At 38.3% G+C, this 14,016-nt stretch carries 14 protein-coding genes; 10 read left to right on the plus strand and 4 right to left on the minus strand.

Annotated features, from left to right (window positions below; all coding sequences use genetic code 11):
- The first annotated feature begins 57 nt into the window (after positions 1 to 57).
- The gene (locus ACOMC3_RS17785; protein WP_420317238.1) at positions 58 to 375 is read left to right on the plus strand and encodes a Rieske (2Fe-2S) protein; all 318 of its coding nucleotides are present in this window, start codon (positions 58 to 60) and stop codon (positions 373 to 375) included.
- Here the strand turns inward: ACOMC3_RS17785 and ACOMC3_RS17790 are convergent, their stop codons facing one another.
- Entirely contained in the window at positions 376 to 1,575 is a 1,200-nt protein-coding gene (locus ACOMC3_RS17790) for a sodium:calcium antiporter (protein WP_420317239.1), read from the minus strand.
- A gap of 165 nt (positions 1,576 to 1,740) precedes the next feature.
- Here ACOMC3_RS17790 and ACOMC3_RS17795 point away from each other — a divergent pair, with 165 nt between their 5' ends.
- Genes ACOMC3_RS17795 through ACOMC3_RS17805 form a run of 3 tightly spaced genes read left to right on the plus strand, consistent with a single transcriptional unit; the run spans position 1,741 to position 3,386 of the window.
- Positions 1,741 to 2,502 carry an SDR family NAD(P)-dependent oxidoreductase gene (locus ACOMC3_RS17795; protein WP_420317240.1) on the plus strand — a complete coding sequence of 254 codons (762 nt, stop codon included), beginning with the start codon at positions 1,741 to 1,743 and terminating at the stop codon, positions 2,500 to 2,502.
- Positions 2,503 to 2,559: 57 nt separating this feature from the next.
- The gene (locus tag ACOMC3_RS17800) at positions 2,560 to 2,976 is read left to right on the plus strand and encodes a TerB family tellurite resistance protein (protein WP_420317241.1); all 417 of its coding nucleotides are present in this window, start codon (positions 2,560 to 2,562) and stop codon (positions 2,974 to 2,976) included.
- 14 nt (positions 2,977 to 2,990) lie between these two features.
- On the plus strand, positions 2,991 to 3,386 hold the full coding sequence (locus ACOMC3_RS17805; protein ID WP_420317242.1) for a TerB family tellurite resistance protein: 396 nt from the start codon (positions 2,991 to 2,993) through the stop codon (positions 3,384 to 3,386).
- A gap of 33 nt (positions 3,387 to 3,419) precedes the next feature.
- Here ACOMC3_RS17805 and ACOMC3_RS17810 read toward each other — a convergent pair whose 3' ends face one another.
- Positions 3,420 to 4,244 carry an arylamine N-acetyltransferase family protein gene (locus ACOMC3_RS17810; RefSeq protein ID WP_420317243.1) on the minus strand — a complete coding sequence of 275 codons (825 nt, stop codon included), beginning with the start codon at positions 4,242 to 4,244 and terminating at the stop codon, positions 3,420 to 3,422.
- Positions 4,241 to 5,323: a hypothetical protein gene (locus tag ACOMC3_RS17815; RefSeq protein WP_420317244.1), complete on the minus strand. Its 1,083-nt coding sequence runs from the start codon at positions 5,321 to 5,323 to the stop codon at positions 4,241 to 4,243. The genes ACOMC3_RS17810 and ACOMC3_RS17815 overlap by 4 nt, the downstream gene beginning before the upstream one ends.
- A 76-nt stretch (positions 5,324 to 5,399) precedes the next feature.
- Between ACOMC3_RS17815 and ACOMC3_RS17820 the strand changes: the two genes are divergently transcribed.
- The 6 genes from ACOMC3_RS17820 (at position 5,400) to ACOMC3_RS17845 (ending at position 13,692) form a co-directional block, all read left to right on the plus strand.
- Positions 5,400 to 5,972 carry a DNA-3-methyladenine glycosylase I gene (locus tag ACOMC3_RS17820; RefSeq protein WP_420317245.1) on the plus strand — a complete coding sequence of 191 codons (573 nt, stop codon included), beginning with the start codon at positions 5,400 to 5,402 and terminating at the stop codon, positions 5,970 to 5,972.
- A gap of 31 nt (positions 5,973 to 6,003) precedes the next feature.
- A complete protein-coding gene (locus tag ACOMC3_RS17825) occupies positions 6,004 to 8,772 on the plus strand; it encodes a T9SS type A sorting domain-containing protein (RefSeq protein ID WP_420317246.1) in 2,769 nt (922 codons plus the stop codon).
- 53 nt (positions 8,773 to 8,825) lie between these two features.
- Positions 8,826 to 9,896 (plus strand): peptide chain release factor 1, encoded by a 1,071-nt coding sequence (gene prfA / locus ACOMC3_RS17830; protein WP_420317247.1) that lies wholly within the window; start codon positions 8,826 to 8,828, stop codon positions 9,894 to 9,896.
- Between the two features lie 21 nt (positions 9,897 to 9,917).
- On the plus strand, positions 9,918 to 11,288 hold the full coding sequence (locus ACOMC3_RS17835; protein WP_420317248.1) for a right-handed parallel beta-helix repeat-containing protein: 1,371 nt from the start codon (positions 9,918 to 9,920) through the stop codon (positions 11,286 to 11,288).
- 66 nt (positions 11,289 to 11,354) lie between these two features.
- Positions 11,355 to 13,331 carry a tetratricopeptide repeat protein gene (locus tag ACOMC3_RS17840; RefSeq protein ID WP_420317249.1) on the plus strand — a complete coding sequence of 659 codons (1,977 nt, stop codon included), beginning with the start codon at positions 11,355 to 11,357 and terminating at the stop codon, positions 13,329 to 13,331.
- Positions 13,324 to 13,692 (plus strand): response regulator, encoded by a 369-nt coding sequence (locus ACOMC3_RS17845; RefSeq protein ID WP_420317250.1) that lies wholly within the window; start codon positions 13,324 to 13,326, stop codon positions 13,690 to 13,692. The genes ACOMC3_RS17840 and ACOMC3_RS17845 overlap by 8 nt, the downstream gene beginning before the upstream one ends.
- Here ACOMC3_RS17845 and ACOMC3_RS17850 read toward each other — a convergent pair.
- Positions 13,689 to 14,006, minus strand: a complete 318-nt coding sequence (locus tag ACOMC3_RS17850; protein ID WP_420317251.1) for a hypothetical protein — start codon at positions 14,004 to 14,006, stop codon at positions 13,689 to 13,691. The genes ACOMC3_RS17845 and ACOMC3_RS17850 overlap by 4 nt on opposite strands.
- Positions 14,007 to 14,016 lie beyond the last annotated feature (10 nt).

The raw sequence follows: 14,016 nt of genomic DNA on the forward strand, positions 1-14,016 counted from the left end.
CTTACGCTGCAGAAAAAATTTTTGTCGTTGACATTTCATAACTAAAATTACTCTTAAATGAGAATCAAATTATTTGAATCGGAAGATAAAGCAAAAGAGGTCTTAGAGGATAGCCACCCAAGATTAATTATTGCCTCGGACAAGGAAATCTGTATTGTAAGGTGTGGAGAAGAACTATTTGCTTTTCAAAACGCATGTGCACATATGGGGGAAAGCCTGCATAAAGGAAACACTAATTTTCTTATGGAAATTGTTTGTCCTTTGCATACCTATCGTTTCAATATGAAAACGGGCGAGGAGGCAGAAAATCGATGTTCTGCGTTAAAAACCTATTCCATTCACCGTGCAACAGATGGAATATTCATAGAAATGTAATTATCCTATTCGGAAGAACTTCACAACTGAAACTAGCCAATCAGCTATGTACTGTGCAATTTCACTACCAGACCCTCTTCCAACGATATACACAACGAATAGCACATATATGCTTAGCAAAAGATAGGACTTTCGTTTGCCGAAATAATTTCCGCTTGTGAAAATTATCACCGCAAGTACGGTTAGTAACCAAAGTAAGAATCGGAGCTCACTACTCAAATCCACGAGCTCAGGAGGCATGTGAATGGGCCCATTCATGATAGTAAAAATGAAAAGTGGAAAACCCAGAGCAAAGCAAATGTCAAAAATATTGCTTCCCAGTGCATTTGAGATCGCATCATCATACTGACCTCTTTTTGCATCCTTTATTGAAATGATGGTGTCTGGAAAACTTGAGGCCGCAGAAGCTAATATCAAAGCAACAAACATTACAGGAATATTAAGCCCATCAAACTCACCCATTCCTGCCACAGAGTATGTTTCTGAGCCTATCCACTCACAGGCAAGAACAAGAAAATAACAAACCAATGCGATTGCAACGGTAGAAAATACCAGTAATGACCAAGCACGAATATTACTAATTCTATTATTTCCTATGAATACCCTTTCAAGGTCAAAAGTGATTAGGCCTTTCACAAAAGGTCCTTGTGGTTCTTCATCACTTTCAAAAATATCTTCTTCATCAAGTTGACCATCTTCCAACAACTCTTCTCGTTCAGATTTTTTCATGGTACCAAACATGTAGACTATGTAGACTACATAAACTAGCATGAGAAGCATTCCGTGATACCAGTGTAAGGTTGAACCACTGATAAGAATCAAAAATATTAATTCAGCGATTATTAAGGCGATTCCATCTCTTAATAAGACTTTACGTGAAACCTGAACTTTTTTGGTCATTTTCATACCAATTACTGCCAGTACAGCAACAGCTGGAATAACCATCCCATTAAAAATTGCACTTCCAGCCGTAGTTCCTATTCCACCGGAAAAACCTTCAGCGTCAGATAAAACAAACAAGAAAAATAAAGAGGTAAAAACCTCTGGCATTGAGCTAGCTATTGCATTGATTGTTGCCCCTCTCACACCCTCAGAAAGGTTCCTTCCAATATATTCTGATGCGGTCATAAAACCATCACCTGCCCTCCAAATTATTATGCAACAAAACGTTATTAGCAGTAGGGGGATAATAATGCCCATGAATTTATAGTTACGTTCAAGTGTATTTTGCGGTGACCACTTTGCTGGAATGGCCTAAATTAACAAAGTTTTCCTTCAGGAAAACAACATCTGGTATCTTTATTTATAAGATTAAGTCAACTTGAAAATGGATTTGTCTAATTTTTCGACTGTAAAATTACTTGTATGTACATAAATCTGTCAGGACTCAATATTTTGGTTACCGGATCAAGTAGAGGAATTGGTAAAGCCTTAGCCACCAAACTCGCAGAGGCAGGGGCTACAATAGCGGTACATTACAACAAAAATGTGAGAGAGGCGGAGAACCTCGCACATATACTTGGAAACGAATCAAAAGCATTTCAAGCAGATTTTTCCAAGCCTGATGATGCGGCAAAACTGTTTGAACGGGTAAGTCTTGAAATGGGGAGTGTAGAAATTGTAATCAACAATGCTGGCTTGGCAAAACCTGCAACGCTTGATTCAAAGGATGATGAATGGATGAAATCATGGAATGAAACAATGATGGTGAATTTGAATTCAGCAGCAATCATTTGTAAAAAAGCGGTACAGCATTTTGTGAGTCGTAAAGCCGCAGGCAGAATAATCAATATCGCTTCACGAGCAGCCTTTCGCGGTGAAGAAGCTGAGTATTTCGCTTACGCGGCTTCAAAAGCTGGACTAGTATCTTTAACTCGATCGATCGCAAGGTCATACGGCAAAGAAGGAGTGAAAGCATTTGTTATTGCACCGGGATTTGTAAGGACGGACATGTCTCAGGAATTTATGCAACAATATGGTGAGGATCATGCTAAAGGGGATTTGGCTCTTGAGAGACTGACCGAACCGAAGGACATTGCTCCACTCGTTACTTTTATAGCGAGTGGAATGGCCGATCATGCAACTGGGGCCACCTTTGACATTAATGCGGGTAGCTATTTACATTAATGAGTTTCTATTTATGGATTAATTCCTAAATTAGAAGGACAAAATACAAAACAGCCAATGGAAGACAATATTAAAAATCATCTTAGGGCCTTGATTCAGCTTTCAATTATTGATCGAGATTTTGGTCAGCCGGAAAAGTCATACGTCTATACAATAGGTAAAGCTAACCGTGTTCAAGAAAAGGAAATCGATGACCTAGTACAGGAAGTTTTGAACTCGAAAGACAATAGTGATGTAAATTTTCAAGGGCTTCTATCAGAAGAAAGATTTGACTACCTATATGACATAGTTCAGTTGATGAAAATCGATGGGGAAGTTTTTTTAACGGAAATCAGATATTGTGAGGAGGTTGCAGAAAAACTTGGCTATGATAAAAAAGTTGTTAAAAAGATGTCTTCCAGAATATATGGAGATCCTTCAATCACCGGAAACAGAGAGGCTTTAATGAAGGAGGCCAATAAATTTTTAAAGTAACGTAAACGTAAATTATGAGCATCAAGGCAAAACTTAGTGTGCTGGTTCAGTTGGCAAATATCGATGGCGACTTTGCTGGTGAAGAAAGAGATTTGATCTACATGATAGGCAAAGCAAATGGCATTAGTGCGGATGAAATTAATAACATGGTTGAGAACCCAGAACCACTTCCTCCACTTAGCACAATGTCAGAAGAAGACAAGTTTGAATATTTATTTCATTTAGTTCAATTAATGAAAATTGATAGTCAAGTATATCTATCTGAAATAAAATTTTGTGAGGAACTGGCCGAAAAACTAGGCTTCAAAAGAAATGTTATTTCGGAGCTTTCAGCAAGGATATATAGTGATCCTGCAATTGCTTCTGATGTAGCTTCCCTAAAACGGGAAGTCAGAAAACACAGAAACTGATTTAATATCCCGATGTTTCCATCGGGATTTTTTTTATTCATTTCTTGGAAGCAGTTGTTGAAATGATATGTCAAAATGATGCTTTAGCTTAGAAAGAAAATCATCCTCATGCATGATATCTTTCTCTGCGATTTGTCCCATATCTTGAATTTTTAGACACCTATCGGTTAGGGTTACCCTACCATTGAAAGTTAGTTGTGTGACCAGCTTTTTTTGTGTGAATGCTGATTCAGCAGAAGTCTGATGATAATCACACATTTCCATAAATTGAATGAGTTGCTTTGAATCAAGGGTGAATAATAGTTTGGGCTCGAAGTAGCTATTGTCATGAGATACCTTGAGTATGAAGTTTTCATCAGGATCATGATCCAACCGCCAATACTTGGTGTAATCCATTTGAGGTTTTGCAACCTCAATCTTCAATGGAGAGATTAAACCATCTCCAAACCCAACGTCCACCAGATATTTATCGTCTTCAAAATCAACAACTATTAACATGTGGTCGAAAGGCTTACCAAATTCTTTTTTCTCATCGCTCCAAACCCGTCCTGAAATAACGTAACAGTTGAAGCCCAAATGATAAAGGAGGTGATAAAAAAGTCCGTTTAACTCATAGCAAAAGCCACCACGTCCAGACGTTACTATTTTGTTGAAAACTTTTTGATAATCAAGAATAATTTTGTTTTTGTAGTGAATGTCTAGATTCTCGAATGGGATCGTTAAAAGATGTGCTTTTTGTAATTCTTTAAGATACTTGAGTGATGGAGCTTTTTGATTAACTCCGATTCGATTGAGATACGTGCGAATATCAATCGGTATTGCTTTTGACCGAGTTTGCAAAACATTGAGCTTTTTCAATTTCCCACGTTATGTTCTTGTATAAGGTTACCGATCATATTTCTAAGCGCATCCTGCCACGACACATCAGCATCCCATTCGCCGACATGTACATTTTTAGAAATATTTTGGCGGATATAAAACTTACACACCAACGCTTCCCTTGGAATGGTCTTAACCTTTGTTTGATCAGGCATAATCGGAATAATTGATACGAACCCAGTTTCGCTGGGTAGTACTTCATAGTCCAACATTTGCTTCACTACTTGGGCAGGAGCACAAGCAGACCTCAGCAAAAACTGATAACGATTCCTTTTAAGCTCATCATCAGACATAGGATCTATCATCAGATACTTGTAAGGATATGACTTCATAATCTCTTCCAGTTCTTGATTCTTTTTAGCGATATCGGAATTATAGCTTAGCACTTTTTTGCGAATTCCATCTTCAGAAATGTTTGTAGTATCCAAAGGGGTGAAGCGCTCAACGGCTAACTCACTTCTCCTCAAAATACCAGGGTAATTCTTTAGAAGAGTCTTTTCTACTATGGACATCCCTTGAATGTAATTAGGTCGCTCCGGAATTAGAAAGTTCGTAATTTGATTATCTGCCCTTCTCACTTCCTTACCTACATTCAACAAGAGAGAGTACAAATCTTTTGAAGCCATATAGAAAACCTTTGATCCACCGGCTATCATTTCAGGGGATTCGTTATAGCGTGCAATTATCAGCTCAAAACCATTTTTCGTTTTGGTTAGAAAAATGATGTTGTTAATTTTTCGCTTATTGAAGATGTCTACATAAGATTTTCTTGCACTTTGACTTGCCAGTAGATTGATGTCGTTCAGGTAGAGAATGGCATCAATTCCCATAGTCCTAAGTCCTTTGTGAACTTGTGATATTACTTTTTCATAGCTCTCAACCTCTTCAAATTCCCCATTAGTCTTAACTGGAAAGGAAAATATAACCGCGCTTCGTGAATTATTTATCCCTTCGGGAACGATTGTTGTCTTTTCAAAAGAAACAAAATCATATATTGGTCGCTGTGAGAAAGCGGTTAAAGTAAAACCGCAAAAAAGCACGAAGATCAATCTCTTCATAAAACAATGAATGTGAATTATTTAAATTTATAAACCTCAACTCAATAACGACCCAATTTAGTATAAGTGATTAAGTATGAAAACAAGATGCACTTGGTGTGAGAATTCTTTTGAAGAATATGTAAGATATCATGATGAAGAATGGGGCGTACCTGTACATGATGATAAAAAACACTTTGAGTTCCTCGTACTTGAAAGTGCACAGGCAGGATTGAGTTGGGCAACTATACTTAAAAAGAGGGAAGGCTATCGAAGAGCATTTGCTGATTTTGATCCTGACACTGTTGCTACATATGAGCAAGGAATGATTGAGGATTTAATTCAGGATTCATCCATTATTCGAAATAGACAAAAAATTGAAGCAACGGTAAATAATGCCAGGCAATTCTTAAAAATCAAGGATGAGTTTGGAAGTTTTGATAATTATATATGGCAGTTTGTTGATGGAAAGCCAATTATCAATGCCTGGAAAAGTATGGAAGAGGTTCCAGTTACTACCAAAGAATCAGACGCCCTATCCAAGGACCTAAAGAAAAGAGGATTCAAGTTTGTGGGCTCCACGACCATTTATGCCCATATGCAGGCGATTGGGTTGGTCAACGATCATACAACGGATTGTTTCCGATATAAGGATCTTCTACCTCATTAATGTTATCATAATACTCACTAATCACATTGCTATGAAAAATTATATTTTGACAATTTTTGGAATTGCTGTTTTATCGGCTATTTCAATACTTCTAATAGAAACCCCTTCAGAAGAATCCCTCTACTTAGAGAACATCAAGAGCTTAGGGATAACTAAACTTGACGGTCCTGAAAAATCAGCTTACCGAGATGTTATTATGACGATGGATCCAAAGACGGGAAAGGTTCCTCGGAAAAATCTTCATCATGCAATACGGGAGAGTAAAGGAAGAGTAAATTCAGCGCGTGACTTTAAATGGCAACAAGTCAATTCTGAAATTGCTGGTCGTACACGATCCCTAATGATAGATCCTAATGATGGAAATAAACTATGGGCAGGGGCAGTTACAGGTGGATTATGGTTCAATCCAGATTTTCGAAACAACGCTGCGTGGGTTCCGGTATCGGATGATTGGGAAAGTATGTCAATAGCCTGCATCTCACATGATCCACTTAATACAAACATTTTTTATGTTGGCACTGGTGAATCGTTTACATCGGTCAATATCTACCGAGAGTCATCCTCAGCTGGTGTGGGGATTTATCAATCATTGGATGGGGGTAGCACCTGGTCATTACTTTCATCTACTACAGATTTCGACTATGTAAATGACATTGTTGTAAGAGAGGAAAATGGTTCTAGCGTGATTTATGCAGGAGTAGCATCTGGCGTTTACCAGGGAGGCATTTTTGATTCCAACCCTACGGATGGACTTTATAGATCCACAGATGGAGGTCAATCATGGACGCAAGTTTTACCAAATATCGAAGGGTCATCGGTTCCGTATGCAGTATCTGATATTGAGGTGACTGATGCTGGTCAGTTATATGTTGGTAGCATGAGAAACCTGGAATTAAAAGGAGGAGGAATAATCCTTCAGTCAAGTGACGGCTTAAACTGGAATATAAACACAAGTTTTGCTGATGAAATCATCGAAATAGGAAACGATAATGGGTTGAATGTACTTCCAGGAAGAGTAAAACTGACGGCTCAGGGAGATATGATTTATGCGGCAGGCACAGGGGGATGGCTAAATAGCTTTAATCAGATTAGAGATAGTCCAAACCTAACTCAACTTATGTATGAGGAGGGCGGAAATTGGATAAACTTTGACGGACCAACAGAAACCTGGGCCTCCATACCGTGGCATGCGCTGGCCTTTGATATAGATCCTGCTAACAATGAACGAATAGTTGCTGGAGGGCTTGATGGATATGCACTTTCAAATGCAAAGTCAGCAGGAACTCTTAGCTGGGCGCGTGTAAGTGATTGGTCTTCGATGTACTATTTCTCCGATTATCTGATACCCTATTATGGATTGCAAAACGTAGACAGTGTTAAGAACCATTTCATTCATGCGGATATTCATGACTTTCAATTTGTTAATGGCTCCACGGATGAGCTTCTATCCGCAACAGACGGTGGAGTTTATTATTCTTCAGATTTTTCAAAAGCCTTCGACCCGCTCAATGAAGAAAGGCTCACAGAGTATCCACTTTTAGGTCACATTAATAATTCATTGGCGACTACTCAGTATTACACAATTGCGTTACATCCGGATAAGGGCAACAATGAAATTTTGGTAGGTTCTCAGGACAACAGTACACATACCAGTGAAACAGGCGAAATAACCTATGGAAGTATGATAGGAGGAGGTGATGGGGCTTACTGCTTCTTTGATAGAGATGATCCATCATTACGAATTACCTCATCTCAAGTAAATAATTATAACTTTTTCATAGATGGGATTGGATCATTTTTTGGAACGAACACAGGCTCATTTATCAATCCTGCCGAATACGACGATAGATCAAACCTGCTTTATACCAATATGGCTGTGGATGGAGGATTTGAAGTTTTAATTCCAAGTTTAGCTGGTAGGTTTTTAGACACCCTTGCCATTATCAATGTCAATGCTTACTTAAACAAAGATTTACTGGGCTTACCGGAGTATTCAGAAATAAGATTGGGCACAAATAGCACGGCAGCTTTTTCAGCATTAAAAGTTTCACCACATGATGATGCGCTCGATGCATCCATGGTTTTAGGTAATCAGCTAGGGGATGTTTATTTCGTAACGGGCCTACCATTTAGCCCACAGGCAACTAAAATTGATAATGATGATTTACCTGTTGGATACATTTCTTCAGTAGATATTGGTGATACCAATAATGATATTTTGGTAACGCTTTCAAATTACGGAGTGGAGTCTGTTTGGTACACGCCAAATAGAGGAGGTGAATGGATCAATTTAGAAAGAAACCTCCCAGATATTCCGGTCAGGTATGGCGTATTTAATCCATTGGATGATCTGAAAATTCTTTTAGCGACTGAAATGGGAGTATGGGGTCTAGAAAATATCCTTGATGAAACGGAGCAATGGAAATCATATAATTCTGGATTTCCAAATGTGCGTGTAGACATGTTAAAAGCTAGAGCTTCAGATAGCGTAGTGGCAGTAGCCACTCATGGTCGAGGTGCATTTCTTGGAAAATTCAACCAGGGAGAATTGATTGATGATCCTTTGTCTATAAATGCCAATGATGCTATTTCAGTCTACCCAAACCCTACCACAGACAGACTATTCTTTAGCCAACCAGTTAGTAAAGTGGATATTTATTCTCTTGGAGGAAAACTCTTGTTTTCGCCTCAGGTTGAAAATCAGTCGATCAGTTTATCTCATTTAAATCGTGGAATTTATGTGGTTAAAAGTGAGAGGAGTACTGGGAAAAGCAAAACATTCAAAATCATCAAGCAATAGCTTTTACCATATCCTTTTAATGAAGCTAACTTTACCCCTTTAATAAGAAAGGGATGATTGACAAACTCGAGGAAATAAAGCACCGATTTGAGGAAGTAGGTCAGCTGATTGTTCAGCCTGATATCGTATCAGATATGGACAAGTATGGAAAGCTTAATAAAGAATATAAGGATCTTGAGAAGATTGTAGTTAAGTATAAAGAATATTCAGAGGCAAAGAGTAATCTTGACAGTGCCAAAGAAGTGCTTGGCAATGAGAAAGATCCTGAATTCAGGGAAATGGCCAAAGCTGAAATAGATGAGCTCGAGCCATTGATCAACGAACTGGAAGAAGAGCTAAAAGTCATGCTTATTCCTAAAGATCCAAATGATAGTAAAAACGTGATTTTGGAAATCAGAGCAGGAACAGGAGGGGATGAAGCCTCAATTTTTGCAGGGGATTTGTTCAGGATGTACAAATCCTATGCTGAGGATCAAAACTGGAGATTTTCGGTTCTGAATTTTAATGAAGGGAGTGCTGGTGGGTATAAGGAGATTGTAGCATCTGTAGAGGGAGAGGATGTTTATGCGAAGCTAAAATTTGAATCAGGAGTTCACAGGGTTCAGCGGGTTCCAGCCACTGAGTCTCAAGGACGGGTCCACACATCTGCAGCCACTGTTGCGGTTTTGCCGGAAGCAGAAGAGGTTGATGTAGAGTTGAATATGGGAGATATCAGAAAAGATACTTTTCGTGCATCAGGCGCAGGAGGTCAGCACATAAACAAAACAGAATCTGCAGTAAGATTAACTCATGCACCATCTGGGTTAGTTGTTGAGTGCCAGGACGGTCGTTCCCAGCATGCCAATTATGATAAAGCGCTAAAAGTACTGAGATCCAGGCTCTATGAAATTGAACTGCAAAAGCATAATGCAGAAATAAGTAGTCAAAGAAAGAGCATGGTAGGTTCCGGAGATAGGTCTGACAAAATAAGGACATATAACTACCCTCAAGGAAGAGTTACTGATCACAGAATTGGGGTATCCGTTTTCAATCTTCCAAATGTGATGAATGGAGATATTGAAGAATTTATTGAACAACTGAGGATAGCAGAAAATGCTGAAATCATGAAAGAAACTCAGGAGTAGTCCGTTTCATTGACATGTCCCATGCGAAGTAAACTACTCTTTCTAATAATCATACTCTTCTGGCTTGGATGCTCTACACGTGAAGAGTCTGTATCCTTTGATCCAGATTTGGAGCTTCTTTTTAGCAATGACACGGTAAACTTTGACACACTATTATCAGAGAGAAGAAGTAATACCAGGAGACTTACTGTCTATAATCCAAATGCAGAGGCCATTCGATTGGATGAAATTAGTTTGGGGAAACAAAACTCTGATTATTCCCTAATCATTAATGGAAGAGAGACGAATACTGTATCAAATGAGCGCATATTTGGTGGAGATAGTATGCTCATACTTGTGGAGGTTAATGTAACGTCAAGGAATGAAGACCTTCCATACCTAGTAAAAGACTCAATCATTTTCAGTTGGAATTCAAATCAGGAGCATGTTAAGCTGGTATCTTATGGCCAAGATGCCAGAGCGATTTCAAGCCAGATTATTTGTGATGAAACGTGGACTAATTCCAGGCCATATATTATTTCTGATACAGTTTTGGTTCAGCAAAATTGTCAGTTGTTAATCGACCCAGGCACTCAAGTCTTTTATGAAAATGATGCTGTCATGTTTATTGCAGGGACATTAAAAGCGAATGGAGACTCAGCAAATCATATTATTTTCAGAAATGCCCGATTCGATGGAGTCTTTGATCAAGTCCCGGGACAGTGGAACGGGATTTACTTCCTCGAAGGAAGCACCAATAATGAGGTTAATTACACTGAAATATTCAATGGCCAAATTGGATTGCGAGTAGGAACGCCTGACGATGATGATATTCCCGATTTAGTGGTGAATAATACGACTATTTATAATATGAGTGTTGCTGGGATTTTGGCTTTTACCTCAGACGTTTCTGCGACGAATACATTAATCTATAATTGCGGCAATTACCTCGTGGGAGGGTTTGCCGGTGGAAACTACGATTTTAGGCATTGCACATTTTCTAATGAACCAGCATTGTTTGTTCAGGATGAGCCAACAGTTCAGTTTTCTGATAATATTGTTATAAGTGAAAATAATCTATTAACGGATGAATTATCACTCACTGTTATAAATACCATTATCTGGGGGACTGCTGAAGAAGAGCTGTTAATTAATAATGGAGGAGGAGAGCAAATTAGCCTCCAGTTAGAAAAAAATATAATACGTTCAGTTCAAGAAATTCCAAACAACTTCACTTCAACAGAATTCAATTTTCCTGGCTTTCTGGAATCATTTTCAAATAACTATCAATTAGACTCACTAGCCTTTGCCCGAAACAAAGGACTTGATATTGGTGTTGAAATAGACCTGACAGGTAGAAAGCGGGATAATATTCCAGATATTGGTGCATATGAGCGCTTTGATAAGGAATAGAGACATATCAAAAGAAGATATGCTTAACTTTTTATTGCTAACTTAAATAATCAACCACTGTGAGATTTGAAGGGCTTAACATACATATTGTTATTTATGACTTTCTTCTTGTGCCATGGGCAAGAGGATAGTCTTCTCAGGAAACTGGATCAGGCTGAGGGAAGAGAGAGGGTTGAAATTCTACACAACATAATCATTAATGTTTGGCTTAATTATCCTAAGCAGGCCATGGGATATGGAGAGGAGGCTTTTGAAGTTTCCAGACAAATCGGTGACTCTGCACTTATATCTAAGTCTTTAAGACTTATTGCAGGGGTTCATTACTACAAAGGGGACTATGATCATTCACTTGAATACAATCTAAAAGCACTAGAGATTGCTTTGTCTTTGAACGATTCTTCGCTGATAAACAATGGATACAACAACATAGGATTGCTGTATTATAATCTCGGAAGCTACCAAACAGCACTTGAATATTTACTCAAGTCTAAGGATATGAAAGCTCGTATTGGTGAGGTTTATGGACTATCTACTACACTTAATAACATAGGTCTGGTTTTCGAAAGGATTCATGATTATGCTACAGCAAGGAAATATTTTGAAGAAGCGTATGATGTTGCAATTGAAACTCAAAATACAGACAATGAATTATACAGTATCAATAATATTGGGATCACTTATCTCAGAGAGGGTAACCTAGATGTGGCGATTAAATATTTTAGAAGGGGGCTGATACTTGGAGAGGACATTGCAAACATTAACTGGGGAGCGGTATCTGCAAGAGGCATTGGAGAAGTATTGATGCTAAGTGGTGTAAAAGATTCAATTCAATATTTTCTGGAAAAATCAATAAAAGCGAGTGAATCTATTGATGATAAAAAAGGATTGGCTGAGGGCTATTTTCTACTAGCAAAAAACTCCCTATCCAATGAAGAATTTGTGGATGCCTTAGCACATCTTTCAAAATGTGAAGGGTGGGCGAATCAAATTCAAATACGGCAACAGCAACTAGATAACCTTCATCTCTACGCTGACATTTACGAAAGGATGGGAGATACTGAAAAAGTAAATGAATACCTGAAGCAATATATTCAGTTAAGAGACTCTTTGTTTCAGGATGTAATTTCACGTAACCTAAGCTTGATCCCGATTAAAATTAAAGAAGAACAGGATCGGTATTTAATGTCTGAGCAACAGATAAAATTTAAGGATCAAGTCATACGAAACCAGCTATTCACAGCCATAATAATCATTACGGTCCCCTTATTAGTAGTAATGATTGTTCTTTTTCGAAAGAACGAAAAAAAGAAGAAGGAGCTTCAAAAGAATAATGAAGAACTCAAAAAAACGCAAAAGCTTCTTATTACGTCCGAAAAAATGGCATCACTAGGTGTGCTTGCTGCTGGTGTTGGTCATGAAATCAATAACCCATTGAATTTCATTAAGAATGGCATAGAGGCCCTTTCTAAGAAAATGGAAGGTAAGACAGACGATGAAATGAAAACGTATTTTAGAATTGTCAATGAAGGAGTTGAACGAGCAACAAATATCGTTAAAAGCTTAAGCCATTTTAGCCGAAGAAGTCCAAGTACGGATGAACCATGCAATATTCATGAGATCATTGAAAACTGCTTGCTAATTCTTCATAACAAAATCAGAAACAAGATTCGTGTAGTGACCAACTTTACAAGCGAAGCAACTGAACTGAGAGGAAATGAGGGAAGACTTCATCAAGCGATGATGAACATCATCGCCAATGCGGAACAAGCAATCAAAGATGAAGGCACGATTGAAATCAATACGAAAAAGGTTGGGGACTACATGGAAATATGGATTGAAGATGATGGAGAAGGAATACCAGAAGAAAACCTACTAAAGATCAGTGATCCATTTTTTACAACAAAGCCACCGGGTGAAGGCACAGGGCTTGGCCTTTTCATTACATTTTCAATTGTTGAAGAACATGGAGGAAGTATAGATGTAAAATCCAATTTGAACGAGGGCTCAAAGTTTATTATTAAGTTACCTTTATGGAATGAGTGAGAAGCCGGCAATATTGTATGTTGACGATGAGGAAGCTAATCTCCTTATTTTTAGAGTTTCTTTCGAAGGTGAAAGAGAAGTATTGGTAGCGAACTCACCGGAAGAAGGGTTGAAAAAACTATTAGAAAACAAAGAGCGAATTCGAGCGGTTATTAGCGACATGCATATGCCTGAAATGAATGGTGTCCAATTCATCAAAAAAGCTAAAGAGACCTCCGGGGATATACCGTACTTCATCTTAAGTGGTTATGCATTCGATGATGAAATTGACGATGCAATAAAAAAAAACACCATTCAAAAGTTTTTTACCAAGCCATTTGATCGAGCAGAGATAGAAAGACACCTTAATGGAGCTGCTTAGTCACCCTCTTCTTCATTTTCGCTTTTTCCCAAGAGTTTTTCTTTCTTTTCTTTAAGACTTTCTGCAGCTTCATCAAGGTTTAGTCGTGCTTTTAACCTATTGACAATCCCCAAACCTATTGAAATGGCACGGTCTCCAAAGGACAGGTCATCTTCCATATTTTCTGTTTGAATAGGTTCCGCAGCTTGATTTTGTGTCGATGGCTTAATTAAATACTTCTGCGTGGAAGAGCTATCCACCACAATACGCTGGCCATTGGCACAAAGTCCAAGGCCAATGATCAAAAGACTGGTGATGAATAGTTTGTTAATCAATGCAACGAAG

This window comes from Ekhidna sp., assembly GCF_965212185.1.
Taxonomy (GTDB): domain Bacteria; phylum Bacteroidota; class Bacteroidia; order Cytophagales; family Cyclobacteriaceae; genus Ekhidna.

Coding starts and splice junctions, on each gene's coding strand:
- ACOMC3_RS17790 (WP_420317239.1), bottom strand. CDS start 1,575: ATGGGCATTATTATCCCCCTACTGCTAATAACGTTTTGTTGCATAATA.
- ACOMC3_RS17800 (WP_420317241.1), top strand. CDS start 2,560: ATGGAAGACAATATTAAAAATCATCTTAGGGCCTTGATTCAGCTTTCA.
- ACOMC3_RS17805 (WP_420317242.1), top strand. CDS start 2,991: ATGAGCATCAAGGCAAAACTTAGTGTGCTGGTTCAGTTGGCAAATATC.
- ACOMC3_RS17825 (WP_420317246.1), top strand. CDS start 6,004: ATGAAAAATTATATTTTGACAATTTTTGGAATTGCTGTTTTATCGGCT.
- ACOMC3_RS17845 (WP_420317250.1), top strand. CDS start 13,324: ATGAGTGAGAAGCCGGCAATATTGTATGTTGACGATGAGGAAGCTAAT.
- ACOMC3_RS17820 (WP_420317245.1), top strand. CDS start 5,400: ATGAAAACAAGATGCACTTGGTGTGAGAATTCTTTTGAAGAATATGTA.
- ACOMC3_RS17785 (WP_420317238.1), top strand. CDS start 58: ATGAGAATCAAATTATTTGAATCGGAAGATAAAGCAAAAGAGGTCTTA.
- prfA (WP_420317247.1), top strand. CDS start 8,826: ATGATTGACAAACTCGAGGAAATAAAGCACCGATTTGAGGAAGTAGGT.
- ACOMC3_RS17815 (WP_420317244.1), bottom strand. CDS start 5,323: ATGAAGAGATTGATCTTCGTGCTTTTTTGCGGTTTTACTTTAACCGCT.
- ACOMC3_RS17795 (WP_420317240.1), top strand. CDS start 1,741: ATGTACATAAATCTGTCAGGACTCAATATTTTGGTTACCGGATCAAGT.
- ACOMC3_RS17835 (WP_420317248.1), top strand. CDS start 9,918: ATGCGAAGTAAACTACTCTTTCTAATAATCATACTCTTCTGGCTTGGA.